We start from the raw sequence: 16578 nt of genomic DNA, 5'->3' as shown, positions 1-16578 counted from the left end.
TGGCCACCGGCGTGAGCTGCGACGTGAGTCCGCACGGGAGCTGCGGCGTGAGTCCGCGCGTGAGCAGTGGCGTGAGTCCGCGCGTGAGCAGTGGCGTGAGTCCGCGCGTGAGCAGTGGCGTGAATCCGCACGGGAACTGCGGCGTGGGTCCACGCCTGACCTGATCCCGAGCGGACCGCAGCTATTTATCATCATCATACTACGATCATGTCTCACACAACCGATACACGAACCGACGCGGCGGTGACGCGATGGCGGCGACGGCTGCGCGCGTTCCGCGAGGAGACCTCGACCGCCGCGCTCGTCACCGTCGGCACGATGACGGTCGCGCTGTTGGCCTCGCTGGTCGGGTTCCTGCTGGCGTCGCCGCTCACGGCCCTCCCCTTCGCCGTTTTCCTCCTCGCTGCCGGCGTCGGCTGGATCCGGCACCAGGGGTTGACCGCTCGGGTGGTGACCTTCGCGATGACGGTCTCGACGGTGCTCATCCTGCTTTTGATCACCGCGTTCATCGCCGTCGAGTCGATCCCCGTGATCCGCTACGGGACCGCGACGGCGTTCGGCGTCCCGGTGCCGGGACTCCGGCTGTTCACCGAGACGCGGTGGGACGCGGTCTCGGAACCGATCCGGTACTCGATGGTCCCGATGATCCACGGGACCGTGATGGTGACGGCGATCGCGACGGCGGTCGCCGCCCCGCTGGGCGTCGCCGCGGCGCTGTTCCTGTCGGAGATCGCGCCGGGTCCCGTCCGCGAGTTCGTCAAGCCCGGCGTCGAGATCCTCGCCGGCATTCCGTCGATCGTCTACGGCTTCATCGGGTTCACGATCCTGAGCCCGTGGGCGTCCGACCAGTTCCGGACCACGGGCCAGGGGTCGTACCTCTTCGTGGGCATCGTGGTCGGGCTGATGGCGCTCCCGACGGTCGTCTCGGTGGCCGAGGACGCGCTGAGCAGCGTCCCCGAGTCGATGAAGAGCGGCTCGCTCGCGATGGGGACCACCGACTGGCAGACGATGACGTCGATCACGCTGCCGGCGGCCTTCTCGGGCGTCTCCGCGGCCGTCCTCCTCGGCGTCGGTCGCGCCATCGGCGAGACGATGGCGGCGACGGTGATGCTCCGCGGCGTCCCGCAACTGACGAAGCCGCTGTACAACGTCTTCTACGGCCAGGAGACGCTCACCTCGCTGATCGCGAACAACTACGGGAACGCCCACGGACTGCAGATGGACGCCCTCTTTCTCGCGGGCGTGATCCTGTTCATCACGGTCCTGGCCATCTCGATCGGCTCGCAGTACATCGAGTGGCGGATGCACCGGAAGCTCGGGGGTGAACTCTGATGGCGGGCGCGACGCGGACGCCCCTGATCCGTGAGGACGCCTCGCGACCCGAGGCGGTCGCCGGCCTGGCGATCGCGGTCGCGGTGGCCCTGATAGCGGTCGGGATCGCGTCGCTGTTCGGCCTCGTCGGGATCGACGCAACGCTCGGCGGCGGCTCGGGGATGACCGCGATCGGTGGCGTCACGACGGTAACCGCACTCGGCGGACTCCTCGTGGCGCTCGGCGCTGCGGTCATCGGTCTCGGCGTCGGATCGGCCCTCGGATACGTGGAGACCGAGCCGAGCCCGAACGCCGGGCTCGTCGCGACCGTCGCGTTCGCGGGCGTCTGGTTCGTCCTCGGCGGGCTGGCCGCCTCGGTGGCGTTCGACGGCGTGCTCGCGTGGCTCCCGGCGGGAGCGGCGACCGGCGGCGCCGCGTTCGTGACGGCGGCGGCGACCCGGGAGGACGTCGGATCGACGCTGCCCGCCGGCGCGGTGGCGGTCGTCATCGGCGGGACGTTCCTGACCGGAACGATCGGCCCGTCCTGGGTGTGGGACCTGGGGTTCGAACAGCAGGCGTCGCTGACCGCGACGTTCGTCGTCCCGGCGGCGACGATCGGCTGCGGGCTGCTCGCCGGCTGGGCCGCGGCGAAGGCGTACGGCGGGTTCGGGGCTCGCGGGCGGCGGATGGGCGCGTACCTCCTCATCTACGTGAACGCGAGCGCCATCATCGGCGTGCTGTTCCTGCTGATCGCGTTCACCGCCGTCCGCGGGATCCCGGGACTGCTGACCGGTGCCACGGTCGCGCCCGGCGCCGGGCCCACGGTGTCGGTTCTCGGCGTTTCGGTCGCGCTCCCGGTCTCGGTCCCGTTCGTGATGAACGGCGTCTCGCTTTTGAACGACTTCCAGGGCGTGCTCCCCGCGATCGTCGGCACGGTCTGGCTCGTCGTCGGCGCCGTCGTGTTCGCGGTGCCGCTGGGCGTCGGCGCCGCGGTGTTCCTGACCGAGTACGCCGAGCGCGGGCGGCTGACGCAGGCGGTCGAGATCGCGACCAACGGGCTCTGGAGCACCCCGAGCATCGTCTTCGGGCTGTTCGGGTTCACGTTCCTCGTCCCGCGGTTCGGCGGGACCAAGTCGCTGCTGTCGGGAATGCTGACGCTCGGCTTCATGCTCCTCCCGCTGGTGCTCATCACGAGCCGGGAGGCGCTGTTGGCGGTGCCCGACGAGTACCGGGACGCCAGCGCGGCGCTGGGCGTCTCGAAGTGGCACACGATCCGCAGCGTCGTCGTGCCGGCCGCGCTCCCGGGCGTCGTCACCGGGGTCATCCTCGGCGTCGGGCGGATCGCCGGCGAGACGGCGCCCATCCTGTTGACGATGACCGGCGGCACCTTCGTGTCCGGGGACCGGGCGGCCGACGTCATCGGCGGCTTCGCGTTCACCGCCCAGCCCCCGTTCGTCACGAACCCCGAGCTGTTGCGGGCGACCACGGCGCTGCCGTTCCAGCTGTACGCGCTCATCACCGCCGGCGTCGGACTCGGCGACAACGTCTCGAACCCGACCGAGTTCCAGTGGGCGACGGCGTTCGTGCTGCTGCTCGTCGTGTTGTCGTTCTACGCGGTCGGCATCGGCGCGCGATACTACTTCCGGAGGCGACTTCGACATGAGTGAAACCACACCAACGAGCGAAACGGATCGGACGACGACAGAGGAACCGGACCGAGAAACGACCGAGGAACCGAACCAAACCACGACAGAGGAACCGAACCAAACCACGACCGCTGAATCGACCGAAGCGGACGACTCGACGAACGCCACGACCCACACCACCACCGGCGAGGCCGACGAGCGGGTGCGCGAGGAGTGGCGGGAGTACGAGTTCGCGGGAAAGCCGAAGTTCGCCGTCGAGGACCTCGACGTCCACTACGGCGACGACCACGCGCTGCAGGGCGTGTCGATCGAGATCCCCGAGAACAGCGTCACCGCGCTCATCGGCCCCTCGGGCTGCGGGAAGTCGACGTTCCTCCGGTGTCTCAACCGGATGAACGACCGGATCAAGGGCGCTCGCGTCGACGGGTCGGTGCGGATCGACGGACGGGAGATCTACCAGGACGGGGTGAACCTCGTCGAGCTGCGAAAGCGGGTCGGGATGGTGTTCCAGTCGCCGAACCCGTTCCCGAAGTCGATCCGCGAGAACGTCGCGTACGGCCCGGCGAAACACGGCGACATCGAGACCGGCCTCCTGGCGCGGCTGCTCGGGCGGAGCGACGAGGCGGCCCGCGACCGGTTGGTGGAGGAGTGTCTTCGGGACGCGGCCCTCTGGGAGGAGGTCAACGACCGCCTCGAGGACAACGCGCTCGGGCTGTCCGGCGGCCAGCAGCAGCGGCTCTGCATCGCGCGCTGTCTCTCGGTCGATCCGGAGGTCATCCTGATGGACGAGCCCGCCTCCGCGCTCGACCCGATCGCCACCGCGCGGATCGAGGACCTCATCGAACAGCTCAGCGAGGAGTACACGGTGGTCATCGTCACGCACAACATGCAGCAGGCCGCGCGCATCTCGGACCAGACCGCCGTCTTCCTCACGGGCGGCGAGCTCGTCGAGTACGGGGACACCGACCAGGTGTTCGAGGACCCCCGCAGCGAGCGCGTCGAGGACTACATCACGGGCAAGTTCGGGTGATCGAATGCCACGGGAACGCTACCAGGACGCCCTCGAGACGCTCCGTGGCGACGTCCTCGAGATGGGCGAGCAGGTGGACGCACAGCTCGAGACGGCCCTCGAGAGCCTCGCGACCGGGTCGGAGGCATCGGCGCGGGCGGTCATCGAGGGCGACGCCGGGATCAACGAGCGGTACCTGGCGCTCGAGACCGACTGCGTCGACCTGTTCGCGCTGCAACAGCCGGTGGCCGGCGACCTCCGGTTCGTCACGGCCTCGTTCAAGATCATCACCGACCTCGAGCGGATCGGCGACCTCGCCGTCAACCTGGCGCGGTACGCACGCGCCGCGGATCGGACCCTCGATCCCGACGTCGCCCTCGACGCGATCGGCGAGGCGGCGCGGTCGCTGCTCGACCGCAGCCTCGAGGCGTACGCCGCCGAGGACGCCGCCGCGTGCCGGCGGATCGCCGCCGACGATGACGACGTCGACGCGCTGTGTCAGCGGGCCAGCGAGACCGTGACCCGCGAGCTGATCGAACGGCGCGTCGACGAGGACCCGTGGACGGTCGAGCGGCTGCTCGACGACGTCTCTCGCGTGCTGTTGACGATCCGTGATCTCGAACGGGTCGCCGACCACGCCGTGAACGTCGCCGCGCGCACGCTGTACATGGTCGACGGCGATCCGGAGCTGATCTACTGATGGGCGACTGAAACCGATGGAGACACGCAAAGTACAGACGGTCGGCAACGGAACGTACACGGTCTCCCTGCCGAAGGAGTGGGCCGAGGCGGAGGGCGTCGCCGCGGGCGACACGGTGACGCTGCATCGCCACACGGACGGGATCCTCGCGATCCAGGCGCGGAACGCGAGCGAGAACGACGGTCGAGACGAGACGGTCGACCGTGACGCGGACGGTGACGGGAGCGGGACGACCGACCGATCCGGCCCCGCGGTTCGGACGGCGGCTCTCGATCCGCGGTCCCTGGCGGGCACGCTCCGGGCGGCCTACGCGGCCGGCGTACGGACGGTGGAACTGGACCACGAGGAACCGCTCGACGTCGAGTGCCGGCGCGCCATCGAGTCGGTCCTCCGGCGCCGGATCGGAACGTCGACGACGGAAACCGCAATGACCGAGACGGCAACGACCGAGACAGCGACGACCGAAACGTCAACGACCGAAACGTCAACGACCGAAACGTCAACGACCGAAACGCCAGTAACTGAGACGTCAACGACCGAAACGTCAACGACCGAAACGTCAACGACCGAAACGGACGGGAGCGGAACCGCCGTCCGGATGCTGCTCGATCCCGGGGAAGTCTCGGTGTCCCAGTCGGTCCGCCAGCTCGCGTTCGTGGTGGACGCGACGCAGCGGGCCGCGATCGAGGCGCTGGCGACGGCCGGCGACCGATCGACCGTCGCGGAGCGTTCGGACCACGCCGCGCGCCTCTCGGCGATGATCGACCGGACGGTCACGCTCGGACTGGCCGACCTCGAGGCGGCGGACGCGATCGGCGCGTCCAGGCCGGCGCTGTTCGAGTCGTGGACCGCGATGCGCGAGCTGGAGCGGGTCCGCGAGGCCGCCGCCGACGTCGCCGCGGCCGCGGATCGAATGGACGAGCCGCCGACCGAGTCCCGGGTCGCCGAAACCCGGGAGCTCGCCGCCGACGTCCGGTCGATCGTGGCCGACGGGGTGGGCGTCGTCGTCGGCGACGACGATGCCGAGGCGGCACGGCAGGCGCTTGCAGCCGAGGCTCGGACGCGCGAGGCGATCGACGCGTTCGATCGGCGACTGGCCACGGCCGAGGGGAGCACCCCGGAGCTGCGAGCCGTCCTCTCCCGACTGCGACGGACCGCGGAACGCGGCGGCGCCATCGCTGAGCTGGGGCTTCGACGGACGATGCGACGGGAGAACGTGGCGGCGGACCGACCCGTGAGGACGGCCGAATCCGCGTCGCGATAGGTTGCCGGGTCAGTATCGATCCGATACGGAGCCTCAGTATCGGTCCGGCGCGAGCGCCGTCGGGCATTCGCACACGTACTCGACGGCCGAATCACGAACGACGACGAGCTCCCGCAACCGGACCGCACCGTGGTCGGGGTCGCGAACGCCCGCCTCGACCGCCAGCACGGTGCCGGCCCGGAGCGGCATGCTGGAGTCGGGACCGGGCGGCTCCCGCCGGGCGAGTCCGACGCCGTACCCCCCGGCGTGGGTCGTGCCGGTCGTCCGGTCCCCGAGGGTCGGATCGAACCCGTAGGCGCCGATCTCGGCCGCGGCCTCCTCGCGCAGCAGCGAGACCGGGTCGCCGGGATCGACCGTCCCGACCGCGGCCGCGAGCGCGGACTCGGCCGCGAGATGGGCTCGCCGCTGCCAGCCGCCGTCGCCGTCGACGACGACCGTCCGCGCCAGCGCGCCGTGATGGCCCGCCGGACCTCGCGGCGCGAGCGCGACGACGATGGGGTCACCCGCGTGGAGGGCGTCGGCATCGGTCGGCGCCTGAACGCGGTCGGCCGACGCCGCCCGAACGGTCGTGTTCCCGGCGGGATCGACGCCGGCCCGAGCCAGGGCCGCGTTCGCCTCCCGCCGGAGCCGCTCGGCGGACAGGGGAGATCCCTGCCATCGGAGCTCTCGGGACGCCTCGTCGACGTTGACGTCGACGTCGGTAAGCAGCGACGTCACCGCACGCATCGCCGTCACGGCTGCGGACTGAACGGCGCGCTGGCGGTCGATCTCCGCGTCGGATTTGACCGATCGAGCGTCCCGGATCGCCGTGGTCGACCGGACGCCGTGACCGGCCTCCTCGAGATAGACCGCCGCGTCGTGCGGGAGGTCCCGCGGGACGACCACGTCCGCGTTCGAACCGGCGCGGTCGGTGACTGCAGCGGCGGCGCGCTCGCCGACCGGTACGGACCCACCGACCGGTGCACGTTCACCGACCGATGCGTCCTCGCCCGCCTCGACCGGGCGAACGACCCGGCCGAGCGCGTCGCTCCCCGACGCCTCGCGGAAGCGTTCGGCGGCCGCCGTCGACCGGCCGGGGCGAGGGTCGGCGGGCGGACACAACACCGCCTCGTCGGCGGTCACGACGACCGCGGCCCGGGCATCGAACGCGCCGAGGCGAGCGAGGTACTGCAGGTCCGCGTCGAACCGGTCGCCGACCACGACCAGCGCGTCCGCGCCGTCCTCGGCAAGCGCGTCGGCGATCGGGGCGAGATCGGTCGCGACCAGGGGGTCGAGTTCGGTCACGGCCGGCGGCTCACGATCAGTCGCGGCCGGCGGATCGGGACGGGAGTCGCCGGTCACGGCTCGGGTTCCGGCGCCGCCAGCTCCGCCTGGACCTCCTCGATCAGCTCGTCGGGGGGGTCCTCACGCAGTTCGTTGAACAGCAGGACGCTCACCGGGAGCGTCGGCGCGCCGGTGATCAGGTTCTCGAGGATCACGAGCCGCTCGCGGGCACGGGACATCCCGACGTAGAAGACGCGGCGCTCGTTGTCGGTGAGGACGGGCACCGGGCTGGTGGATTTGGTGAACTCCTCGACGCCGTCGACGTCGGTCGGGTCCGCCACGGAGGCGGCGAGCTGTTCGACCACCTTCTCGGTGAGGTCCGTCGAGACGAAGACGTGGTCGGCCTCACGGCCCTTCGCGGAGTGGATCGTCCCGATCCGGATGCGGTCGGGGGCGACGTCCTGATAATCGCCGTCGAAGTAGGCCTCGACCGAGTTGCGCTGGAAGCTCGTCACCTTCCGGACCATGTCGCCGGCGCTCGCCCGGTCGGGCATGAACGGCGCGTACTCGGCGATCGTCTCGGGTTCGACCTCCAGCTGCGTGATGTCGTCGGCGTCGGCGGCTTCCTCGCGGTCGTCGAGGTAGTCGTAGAAGTCGTCGCGCTCGTTCGTGCCGAACGTCGACTCCTGGAGCATATCCGCCAGGCGGCGGGCCTCGAGGCCGGTGACGGGCTCGCCGTCGTTGTACTTCTCGATCGCCCGGACGTAGTCGGTGAGCCGGTCGGTCCACATCCGGCCGTCGGTGAGCAGCTTGAACGGGATGCCGTGGTCGATGAACTCGTCGATGAAGTCGAACATCTGGTAGCGCGCCCGGAACAGACACATCACGCTGCCGTCGTCGTCGTCGATCGTGTACCGGACGTTGCGGACGAGCTCGAGCATCGAGGGGCTCTCGATGGCCTCGACGACGCCGCCCTCCTTGCGGGGCCGGAGGTCCTTCTCCTGGCGCTTGTCGATGTGGCGGATCTCCGCGTTGACCACGTTGAGGATCCGGGAGGGCAGCCGGTAGGAGTTCGGGAGGACGACGTCCTCGTCGACGTCGGTGTCGAGCAGGAGGTCGGGATCGGCGCCCTGCCAGGCGTAGACGACCTGGTCGTCGTCGCCGGCGATGAGCGCCTTCTCCACGTGGGGGAGCCACTCCTCGAAGACGTCGTACTGCAGGGTCGTGATGTCCTGGAACTCGTCGATCACGAGGTAGTCGACGTTCGGAATGAGCGAGCGCTGGGCGACGCGCTCGAGCATGTCCGCGAAGCCGACGAGCTCGTGGTCGCCCTTGTAGGCCCGCCAGGCGCGGATCGTCTCGGGGACGTCGATCCGGTCGTCGTCCGACGACCACGTGGGCGTGTACTTGTTGCCCTCCTGGGCGTTCGGGTCCTCCTCGGGCGGGAGCCGGACCTCCTCGACGTCCCACTGGAAGGGGACGTCGTACCAGTCGGCGACGTCGCGTTTGGTCCGCTGGAGCCACTGGGAGGTCGCGATGATCTTGTTGCCGATCGTCGTCGAGCGCGCGGTCCGGCGGTTGGCGCCGCCGTACTCGTCCTCGAACTCGATCCCGTACTCCTCACAGAAGTCGGACTTGTCGTCCTCGCCGACGACGTCGCCCCGCGAGAGGTTGAGCAGCTCGTAGGCCTTCGCGTGCATCGTACAGACGTTTCCCTGGAGGGACCGCGGGGAGACGTCGAGCCGCTCGGCGAGTCGCTCCCGGACCTCGGCGGCGGCCGCACGGGTGTACGAGACGACGAGCACGTCGCGGACGTCGACGTCGTCGTCCCGCAGGAGGTCGTCGACGCGGTCGAGCAGCGCTGTCGTCTTCCCGCTGCCCGGACCGCCGAACAGACGCGTTACGGTCGGGTCGGCATCGGTCATTGTACCCCCACACGGGCCCCGCTCGGATAAACGACGTGGCTTCGGCCGGGTCGCCGAATCGGGGCCGTTCGGTGCCTTCATCCTCGCAAATCGTGGGGTCGCGATCGCCGCAGTCGTGGCGGCTCACATCGTCGCCACGACCACGGCGCGGGGCGATTCCCGTTCCGTCGATCGTGTCCCGTGGCCGCACACGCGCGACGGACCGTAACCATCTTAAGCATCTCCCGGTTACTGGAAGATGAGTCCTGGTAGGGTAGTGGACTATCCTCTTGGCTTGCGGAGCCAGGGACCGGAGTTCAAATCTCCGTCAGGACGTTCACTTCGTTCGTTTCACTCACCCGTTCACGTCCTGACTAGCTCCACGCTCGCTCCGCTCGCGTGGAACTCCGTCAGGACGTTCACACTCCGTAGATGGCTTCCCCCACTTGTGTGGACTCCGCCAGGACGTTGCGCCACGGATCCAGCACTACGTGTTAGTATCCGAACGGACGGGAGTCGGTCCGTCCGTGTTCTCGGGATAGTACGGTTCCGTGATGGAGGCGATCTCGTCGACCGTGGGAACGGCATCCGGGTCCACCTGCTCCACCGCGAAGGGCTCGAGCTGATACACCTGCTCGCCGATGAGGCGCGCCGAGTCGTCATATGCCCAGAACATCGCCTGCCTGCAGGTTCGCTGATACATCGCGTCGGGGTCGTCCACCTCGGCGTCGCCGTAATACGGCTCGTCGAGCCCGTCGGCGATGAGCGTCTCGCCGCGCAGAAACTCGACGTACGTCGCCAGATCGGCGATGCCCCAATCGTTGACGAACAGTTGGTGGCCGTCCTCGTCCGAGAGCAGGAAGACGTCCTCCTCGCCGGCCTCGTAGAACGCCTTCACTTCCTCGGTCCCGTCGAGTACGATCGGCGCTTCGGTGCCGAGACGCATCTCGTACTGCGGATCGTCGACGATCAGCTCGGGGTCGAAGATGGCCTCCCAGTCGCCGCTCACTTCGAGGGCGGCATGGTGGAGGTAGTTCCACAGCATCGCCCGTCGATGCGGGTCACGCTCCTCCTGTGCCGCCCGTTCGATGTCGCTGATGTGGCCGAGGTGGCCGTCGGGGTAGTGTGCCATACAATGCCTATCACTAGAAATGAAATAAATATGTCCGGGGAGACGGCGTGTCTCGAGACGCCGATTCGGCGGGGAAAGTGGATTTATAAGGGGTCGAGACAACGCGACACGTATGCGGCCACGGCCCCCGCGTCGCGCCCTCCTCGGAGTCTTCGGAGCCCTCGGCTCGATCGCGCTCGGCGGCTGTCTCGCCGAGGGCAACCGAGCGACGCCGACCCCCAGGCCGGATGCGGACGGCGACGGGGCGCCGGACCACGGCGACGACTACCCGACCGACGACCGACGGGCGGTCCGAACGTTCCGGTCGACGGGATCGCCGACGCTGCAGCCGGGGGAATTCACCGCGATCGCGCTCACGAACGCGCCGACTGCACGCGGGGACGTCCTCCACTACGAGGTGACCGTCGCCGGGTCGACGCCGGTCGACTGTCTCGTCCTCGAGCGGGACCCCTACGACGCGTACGTCGACGGCGCCCGCGACGTGCCGATCGTGGACGAATATAGCCGGGTCGGGGTCCGGGAGGCCGAGGTGACCGTCGAGCTCGACCGGGGCGAGTACCTGTTCGTCCTCGACCACACCGCGCTGAAGACGGATCCGGGATCGGACCCGGTCACCGTGGAGCACGTCGTCGAGATGGCCGAACCGGCGCCGACGTCGACGGAGGAGTGATCGCCCCGGATCGAAGGCGAACAACGCGAAGCGGATCGAAGCAGCACGATCGGCGGGGAGCAACCGTCAGTCCGCCGCGTTTCACTTTCGCTTTCGGGGTCGCTTTTAAAGGTCGACGGGGCGAATCCGTACGTATGGGCCAGTCAACGTTCGACGACGACGACCTGTTCGGCGAGGCGGCCGCCGAGACCCGCGCGGAGGTCGAGAGCCACCTGGAGGCGGCACGCGCCGAGCTTCCCGACCCGGATTCGGTCTGGGAGACGGAGGGGGACAACGTCCTGGGCGTGCTCAACGGCCTCAAGTCCGCCCTGGACGCCGGCGACGCCGCCGACCACCTCCGGCAGGCGAAGAAGGCCTACGTGCTCGGCGAGCGCGCGGACGCCTTCGAGGACGCCGACGACCTCGAGGCGGCGATCGACGACGTCGCCGATCTGATCGCCGACCTCGAGGACGCGGCCGCGGACGTCGCCGACCTCACCGGAACGGTGCCGGCGATCCGCGGCGCGCTGCAGGACGCCGCGGCGGACGACGCCGAGGATGCCGACGATGCGAGCGACGCGGACGACGGCGCGGATGCGAGCGCGGAGGCCGACGACGCCGCCGAGGCGGAGGAAGCCGAGGAGTAGCGCTCCGTCCTCGTCGTTTTCCTTATGAATACCCGGGAAGTTGTCCGAACTCGCTTATAAACAGCCGACGGTCCGGACCGCCCGCCGACCGAGGTCGATCAGTTCTCCGCCAGGTCGCGGTCGACGACCGCGGCCAGCAGGTCCACGAGCGAGTCGCTCGCGAGATCGAGCAGGCGCTCGCCGCGCTCGCGGTCGCCCTCGCGCGGGTCGCCGATCACGCCGTTGTCGGTGAACGCGTCGGAGTCGTGCGCCAGGTTGACCCCGGCGACCCACTCGCCCCAGCGGTCGGCCGCCCCCGCGGCCGCCGCCTCGATCCGGTCCTCGCGAACGAGCTCGGGATGGGTGGCTCGCAGAAGTGCGGTCTCGAGGGGGCCGCCGTGCCCCATCTCGCTCGCGTGCTCGCCGACCGCGTCGAACCAGGTGAACGCGACCGCGTAGCCGTCGTGGTCCGGATCGCGTGAGAACCGGCGGGCGACCTCCGCCAGGGCGTCGATGTTCCCGCCGTGGCCGTTCGCGAACACGACGCGGTCGATCCCGTGGTGGACAAGCGAGGCGGCCGTCTCGCGGACGTACGCGCGGAACGCGTCCGGACTCACCCAGAGCGTGCCGTCGAACCCACGGTGCTCCTCGGCGATCCCGACCGGGATCGTCGGCGTCACGAGGACGTCGCCGCGCCGTGACTCCGCCGCGTCGTAGCGATCTGCCGTGTCGTACCGATCCGCCGCCTCCGTCGCCACGGACGCGGCGTTGAGCGCGTCGGTCCCCAGCGGCGCGTGGGGGCCGTGCTGTTCGGTGCTGCCCACGGGGATCACCGCCGCGTCGATGGTCGCGTCGCGGACGTCGGTCCAGGTCGCATCCGAGAGGTGCATACCCCCACTCCGGGGGCCGGGGACTTTAGTCGTCGAGGTCGGCCTCCGCGTCGGCGTCGATCGCCGCGGTGCGCTCGGTCGCGCGCTCGATGAACTCCTGCGGGAGATCGTCGATCTCGCCGGCCTGGACGCCCCAGAGGTTCGCGTAGAGCCCGTCGTTCTCGAGCAGCTCCTCGTGGGTGCCCCGCTCGACGATCTCGCCGTCCTCCAGCACGAGGATCGTGTCGGCGTCCTTGATCGTCGAGAGCCGGTGGGCGATCGCGAAGGTGGTGCGGTCGGACGTCAGCCGGTCGAGGGAGCGCTGGATCAGCATCTCCGTCTCGGTGTCGACGTCGGAGGTGGCCTCGTCGAGGACGAGGATCTCCGGGTCGGCGAGGACGGCGCGGGCGATCGTCAACCGCTGGCGCTGGCCGCCCGAGAGCTTCACGCCGCGCTCGCCGACCATCGTGTCGTAGCCGTCCGGCAGGTTCTGGATGAACGCGTGTGCTTCGGCGGCCTTCGCCGCCTCGACGACGTCCTCGTCGGTGGCCTCGAAGGTGCCGTAGGTGATGTTCTCCCGCACCGTCCCGTAAAAGAGGTACGAGGACTGGCCGACGTAGCCGATCGACCGCCGGAGCGACGGGAGCGTGACGTCCCGGACGTCCTGCCCGTCGATCCGGATCGCCCCCTCGTCGACGTCGTACATCCGGAGCAGCAGCTTGAGCACGGTCGACTTCCCGGCGCCGGTCGGCCCGACGAGCGCGACCGTTTCGCCGCCGTCAACCGTGAAGTCGACGTCGGAGACGATCGGCTCGTCGTCGTAGCCGAAGGTGACGTCGTCGTACTCGACGCGTCCCTCCTCGACGACGAGCTCGTCGGCGTCCGGGTTCTCGCCGAGCCGCGAGGGCTCGTCCATCAGCCCGAAGACGCGGGCGGCGGAGGCGCGAGCGCGCTGGTACATATTGATGATCTGTCCGAACTGGGCCATCGGCCAGATGAACCGCTGCGTGTAGAGGATGAAGACGACGAACATCCCCGGCGAGAGGTCCCCCGAGAAGGGACCCGGCGGGCCCTGGAACACCCACAGGCCGCCGATGATGAAGGTGATCACGAAGCCGATGCCGGCGACCAACCGAAGGGCGGGGAAGAAGGTGATCCGCGTCTCGATGGCGTCCCAGTTGGCGTCGAAGTACTCCCCGGAGACGTCGTCGACGCGGTCGGACTCGTAGCCCTCGGTCGTCGCGGACTTGATCACCTGGATGCCGCCGAGGTTGTTCTCGAGCCGGGAGTTCAGCTTGCCGACCGTCGACCGCACGGCGGCGTACTTCGGCTGGATCGTCCGCACGAACAGGTAGGTGAACCCCGCGATGAGCGGCACCGGCGCGAGCGCGACGACCGCCAGCTGCGGGTTGATCCACAGAAGGATGCCGCCGATCCCCAGCACCATCACCGCCAGCCGGAACAGCGAGTTCATCCCGTCGTTGAGGAAGCGCTCGAGGCGGTTGACGTCGTTCGAGAGCACCGACATCATCTCGCCGGTCTGCTTGTCGGCGAAGAAGGTCATGTTCAGCCGCTGCATCCGGTCGTAGGTGTCGGTCCGGACGTCGTGTTGGACGTGTTGCGCGAAGGCGTTGAACCCCCGGTTGCGGAGCCAGTGGAACCCGGCCCCGAGGAGAAACGCGCCGGCCACGACCGCGACGATGAACCGAAACTGCTCGAACTGGGTCGTCGGAAGCCACGTCTCCGGCAACAGGACGAGCGGGATCTGTTCGGCGAAGGGTGGCACCTCGCCCGCCTCGCGCTGGGCGGCCGTGACGAAGATGGTGTCGACCGCGATCCCGAGCATCAGCGGCGGGAGGAGGTCGGCGAGACGCGCGATCACGCTCGCGAGGATCCCCACGATCACGTGCCGACGATAGGTCCAGCCGTACTCGCGGAACAGCCGCTTCATCGGGTTCTCGACGGCCTCCCGCTGGTCCTCGAAGGGGTCGTCGTCCTCCCACTCCGGAGCGCTCATTCGAGTTCCACTACCGGAGTCCCGGCAAAGAGACTTCGCTTCGGGCGACCAGATGGCCGGCCACCCGGCTCGCTGCGGCCGGTCGGGACGTTCGTTTCGGGGGCCACGACGTTCGTTTCGGGGTCACGGCGAGTCGTCGATCACGACGCGGTCGCCGACCTCGATCCCGTGCGCCTCGAGGTAGCCGTATCGGACCTCGAGGACGTACTGGCCGTGACCGTCGTATCCCGTGTAGGGCTCCGCCTCGGGCTCGGCCGAGTAGGCCGTCGTGATCGTCCCGTCGGCGTCGATGAAGACGATGTCGATCGCGAAGGACATGTTCCGCATCACGTAGGTCCGGTTGCCGGGCTCCTCGTAGGTGAACAGCATTCCCTCGTTCGGCCCGAGCGAGTCGGTCTCCGAGAGGCCGGTGTAGCGCTTCTCGAAGGTGTCGGCGATCCGGACGTCGACGGTCGCCAGTCGCTCGCCGGTCTCGGCGTCCTCGATCTCGACCGTGGTCCGGTCGTAGTCGTCGGCCGTCCACAGGTCGACCGCGAGCAGGCCGAGGGCGGCCGCGACGAGCACCAGCGTGACGGCGATGAGGCGGCGGTTCACGGGCGTGGTTCGTGGCGCGGAAAGAAACCGTTTTCCGCTCCGGGGGCGATCGAATCGATACGGGCTCGTGGTCTAGTTGGTTATGACGCGGCCTTTACAAGGCTGAGGTCGGTGGTTCGAATCCGCCCGAGCCCATGCCCGTGGCGAACCGAACGGTGAGCCGCAGGCATGGCGGGGCGATTCGAACCAGGGAACGGAGCGAGCGGCGCGAGCGAAGTGAGTGAGGTTCGAATCCGCCCGAGCCCATACGTATTGCGCACGGGTTCGAAGACATAATTGTCGGACCGTAGAGACCGACCGCCGCTCGATCCGACGATGGGGAAGTCTCTTTGATGCGACGAGCCGAAGGTGGGTATGAAAGAGACGAACCGCAGTTGGTACTTCGTCGAACGGCCGACCGGCGAACCGGACGCGGACTGTTTCGAACTCAGGGAGGAGGCCGTCCCGGAGCCCGCCGACGGCGAGCTGCTCGTGCGCGTCGAGTACCTCTCCGTCGACCCGTATATGCGCGGCCGGATGCGGGACGCCGAATCGTACGCGGAGCCGTGGGACGTCGGGGACGTCCTGAAAGGAGGCGTCGTCGGCGAAGTCGTCGAGAGCAACGACGAGCGGTACGACGACGGCGACCTCGTGACCGGGGAGGGAACGTGGGCCGAGTACGGCGTTCTCGATGCGGATGAGGTCGCTCCCGTCGATCCCGCGATCGCCGACCCGCCGGCCTATCTCGGCGTGCTCGGGATGCCGGGCCGGACGGCGTACTTCGGGCTGCTCGACGTCGGCGAGCCCATTCCCGGCGACACCGTCGTCGTGTCCGGGGCGGCGGGTGCGGTCGGATCGGTCGTCGGGCAGATCGCGAAGCTGAACGGCTGCCGCGTCGTCGGGTTCGCGGGATCGAACGAGAAGACCCGCTGGCTCACCGACGACCTCGGATTCGACGCCGCGATCAATTATCAGGAGACCGACGACTACGAAGCTGCGCTCGCGGAGGCCGCACCCGACGGCGTCGACGTCTACTACGACAACGTCGGCGGGCCGATCACGGACGCCGTGTTCACGAAACTGAACCTCGACGCTCGGGTGGCCGTCTGCGGACAGATCGCGCACTACAACGACGAGAGCGTCCCGACCGGCCCGCGAAAGCTGCCGCTGCTCATCGCGACGCGCGCGAAGGTCGAAGGTCTTCTCGTCGCCGATTACGCGACCCGGTTCGGAGAAGCGACCGAACGGCTCGCAACGTGGGTGGAAAGCGGCGAGATCGAACACCGTGAATCGGTCGTCGAGGGCTTGGAGAACGCACCGGACGCGTTCCTCGGCCTGTTCTCAGGCGACAACATCGGGAAGCAGGTCGTCCGCGTGGCGGAGTGACCACGGCGGGGCCGCGCGGCACCGAGACCACGGATGTCGCACGCGCTCGATCACGTTTGTCGATCGCCGCCGGGCCGGTTTGGTTGATATATAAATATTCTTAATATTATCCAGAGATAGTATTTAGGGAAGGGGAGCGAATCACCGTGTTCCTGGAACGGCTTCAGTACCGTCCCGTTTCGTATCCCCGCCCGATCGTGTTCGAAACGTATTTAAAAATTGGTGTTTA

Annotated in this window: 14 protein-coding genes and 2 tRNA genes; 10 read left to right on the top strand and 6 right to left on the bottom strand. The window is 68.9% G+C overall.

Features of this window, described 5'->3' with window-relative positions; genetic code table 11:
- The first annotated feature begins 207 nt into the window (after positions 1 to 207).
- The 5 genes from pstC to BLV25_RS17635 are packed head-to-tail and all read left to right on the top strand — an operon-like array spanning position 208 to position 5930.
- The gene (gene pstC / locus BLV25_RS03310) at positions 208 to 1332 is read left to right on the top strand and encodes a phosphate ABC transporter permease subunit PstC (RefSeq protein WP_092730841.1); all 1125 of its coding nucleotides are present in this window, start codon (positions 208 to 210) and stop codon (positions 1330 to 1332) included.
- Entirely contained in the window at positions 1332 to 2978 is a 1647-nt protein-coding gene (gene pstA / locus BLV25_RS03305; protein WP_039399819.1) for a phosphate ABC transporter permease PstA, read from the top strand. Before pstC ends, pstA begins: the two co-directional genes overlap by 1 nt.
- Positions 2971 to 3987 carry a phosphate ABC transporter ATP-binding protein PstB gene (pstB, locus tag BLV25_RS03300; RefSeq protein ID WP_092730839.1) on the top strand — a complete coding sequence of 339 codons (1017 nt, stop codon included), beginning with the start codon at positions 2971 to 2973 and terminating at the stop codon, positions 3985 to 3987. Before pstA ends, pstB begins: the two co-directional genes overlap by 8 nt.
- Positions 3988 to 3991: 4 nt before the next feature.
- Positions 3992 to 4666: a phosphate signaling complex protein PhoU gene (gene phoU / locus BLV25_RS03295; protein ID WP_021072500.1), complete on the top strand. Its 675-nt coding sequence runs from the start codon at positions 3992 to 3994 to the stop codon at positions 4664 to 4666.
- A 16-nt stretch (positions 4667 to 4682) separates the two neighbouring features.
- A complete protein-coding gene (locus tag BLV25_RS17635; protein WP_218128599.1) occupies positions 4683 to 5930 on the top strand; it encodes an AbrB/MazE/SpoVT family DNA-binding domain-containing protein in 1248 nt (415 codons plus the stop codon).
- Between the two features lie 33 nt (positions 5931 to 5963).
- Here the strand turns inward: BLV25_RS17635 and BLV25_RS03285 are convergent, their stop codons facing one another.
- Both BLV25_RS03285 and BLV25_RS18090 read right to left on the bottom strand, forming a co-directional pair.
- Complete coding sequence (locus BLV25_RS03285) at positions 5964 to 7214, bottom strand: M24 family metallopeptidase (protein WP_143114379.1); 1251 nt, start codon at positions 7212 to 7214, stop codon at positions 5964 to 5966.
- 53 nt (positions 7215 to 7267) lie between these two features.
- Entirely contained in the window at positions 7268 to 9118 is a 1851-nt protein-coding gene (locus BLV25_RS18090; RefSeq protein ID WP_092730835.1) for a UvrD-helicase domain-containing protein, read from the bottom strand.
- 242 nt (positions 9119 to 9360) lie between these two features.
- Between BLV25_RS18090 and BLV25_RS03275 the strand changes: the two genes are divergently transcribed.
- Positions 9361 to 9433: transfer RNA gene (locus BLV25_RS03275), tRNA-Arg, on the top strand.
- A 151-nt stretch (positions 9434 to 9584) separates the two neighbouring features.
- Here the strand turns inward: BLV25_RS03275 and BLV25_RS03270 are convergent.
- On the bottom strand, positions 9585 to 10229 hold the full coding sequence (locus BLV25_RS03270) for a hypothetical protein (protein ID WP_092730833.1): 645 nt from the start codon (positions 10227 to 10229) through the stop codon (positions 9585 to 9587).
- Between the two features lie 112 nt (positions 10230 to 10341).
- Between BLV25_RS03270 and BLV25_RS03265 the strand changes: the two genes are divergently transcribed.
- Together BLV25_RS03265 and BLV25_RS03260 are read left to right on the top strand one after the other, a co-directional pair.
- On the top strand, positions 10342 to 10899 hold the full coding sequence (locus tag BLV25_RS03265) for a hypothetical protein (protein WP_092730831.1): 558 nt from the start codon (positions 10342 to 10344) through the stop codon (positions 10897 to 10899).
- Positions 10900 to 11033: 134 nt separating this feature from the next.
- Positions 11034 to 11525, top strand: a complete 492-nt coding sequence (locus tag BLV25_RS03260) for a DUF5790 family protein (RefSeq protein WP_021072493.1) — start codon at positions 11034 to 11036, stop codon at positions 11523 to 11525.
- A gap of 98 nt (positions 11526 to 11623) precedes the next feature.
- Here the strand turns inward: BLV25_RS03260 and BLV25_RS03255 are convergent, their stop codons facing one another.
- The 3 genes from BLV25_RS03255 to BLV25_RS03245 all read right to left on the bottom strand — a co-directional run bounded on the left by BLV25_RS03255 (position 11624) and on the right by BLV25_RS03245 (position 14984).
- A complete protein-coding gene (locus BLV25_RS03255; RefSeq protein ID WP_092730829.1) occupies positions 11624 to 12394 on the bottom strand; it encodes a creatininase family protein in 771 nt (256 codons plus the stop codon).
- Positions 12395 to 12419: 25 nt separating this feature from the next.
- A complete protein-coding gene (locus BLV25_RS03250; protein ID WP_092730827.1) occupies positions 12420 to 14390 on the bottom strand; it encodes an ABC transporter ATP-binding protein in 1971 nt (656 codons plus the stop codon).
- 123 nt (positions 14391 to 14513) lie between these two features.
- Positions 14514 to 14984, bottom strand: coding sequence for a DUF192 domain-containing protein (locus BLV25_RS03245; protein ID WP_092730825.1), 471 nt, complete (start codon positions 14982 to 14984; stop codon positions 14514 to 14516).
- Positions 14985 to 15045: 61 nt separating this feature from the next.
- Between BLV25_RS03245 and BLV25_RS03240 the strand changes: the two genes are divergently transcribed.
- Positions 15046 to 15119: transfer RNA gene (locus BLV25_RS03240), tRNA-Val, on the top strand.
- A gap of 219 nt (positions 15120 to 15338) precedes the next feature.
- Entirely contained in the window at positions 15339 to 16349 is a 1011-nt protein-coding gene (locus BLV25_RS03235; protein WP_092730823.1) for an NADP-dependent oxidoreductase, read from the top strand.
- Positions 16350 to 16578 lie beyond the last annotated feature (229 nt).

Origin of the sequence: Halopenitus persicus (genome assembly GCF_900107205.1) — an archaeon.
GTDB lineage: Archaea > Halobacteriota > Halobacteria > Halobacteriales > Haloferacaceae > Halopenitus > Halopenitus persicus.
This window is presented reverse-complemented; position numbering and strand designations above follow the sequence as displayed.

Excerpts from the sequence above, each read along its gene's own strand:
- pstC (WP_092730841.1), top strand. The coding sequence starts at position 208 with ATGTCTCACACAACCGATACACGAACCGACGCGGCGGTGACGCGATGG.
- pstA (WP_039399819.1), top strand. The coding sequence starts at position 1,332 with ATGGCGGGCGCGACGCGGACGCCCCTGATCCGTGAGGACGCCTCGCGA.
- pstB (WP_092730839.1), top strand. The coding sequence starts at position 2,971 with ATGAGTGAAACCACACCAACGAGCGAAACGGATCGGACGACGACAGAG.
- phoU (WP_021072500.1), top strand. The coding sequence starts at position 3,992 with ATGCCACGGGAACGCTACCAGGACGCCCTCGAGACGCTCCGTGGCGAC.
- BLV25_RS17635 (WP_218128599.1), top strand. The coding sequence starts at position 4,683 with ATGGAGACACGCAAAGTACAGACGGTCGGCAACGGAACGTACACGGTC.
- BLV25_RS18090 (WP_092730835.1), bottom strand. The coding sequence starts at position 9,118 with ATGACCGATGCCGACCCGACCGTAACGCGTCTGTTCGGCGGTCCGGGC.
- BLV25_RS03270 (WP_092730833.1), bottom strand. The coding sequence starts at position 10,229 with ATGGCACACTACCCCGACGGCCACCTCGGCCACATCAGCGACATCGAA.
- BLV25_RS03265 (WP_092730831.1), top strand. The coding sequence starts at position 10,342 with ATGCGGCCACGGCCCCCGCGTCGCGCCCTCCTCGGAGTCTTCGGAGCC.
- BLV25_RS03260 (WP_021072493.1), top strand. The coding sequence starts at position 11,034 with ATGGGCCAGTCAACGTTCGACGACGACGACCTGTTCGGCGAGGCGGCC.
- BLV25_RS03255 (WP_092730829.1), bottom strand. The coding sequence starts at position 12,394 with ATGCACCTCTCGGATGCGACCTGGACCGACGTCCGCGACGCGACCATC.
- BLV25_RS03250 (WP_092730827.1), bottom strand. The coding sequence starts at position 14,390 with ATGAGCGCTCCGGAGTGGGAGGACGACGACCCCTTCGAGGACCAGCGG.
- BLV25_RS03235 (WP_092730823.1), top strand. The coding sequence starts at position 15,339 with ATGAAAGAGACGAACCGCAGTTGGTACTTCGTCGAACGGCCGACCGGC.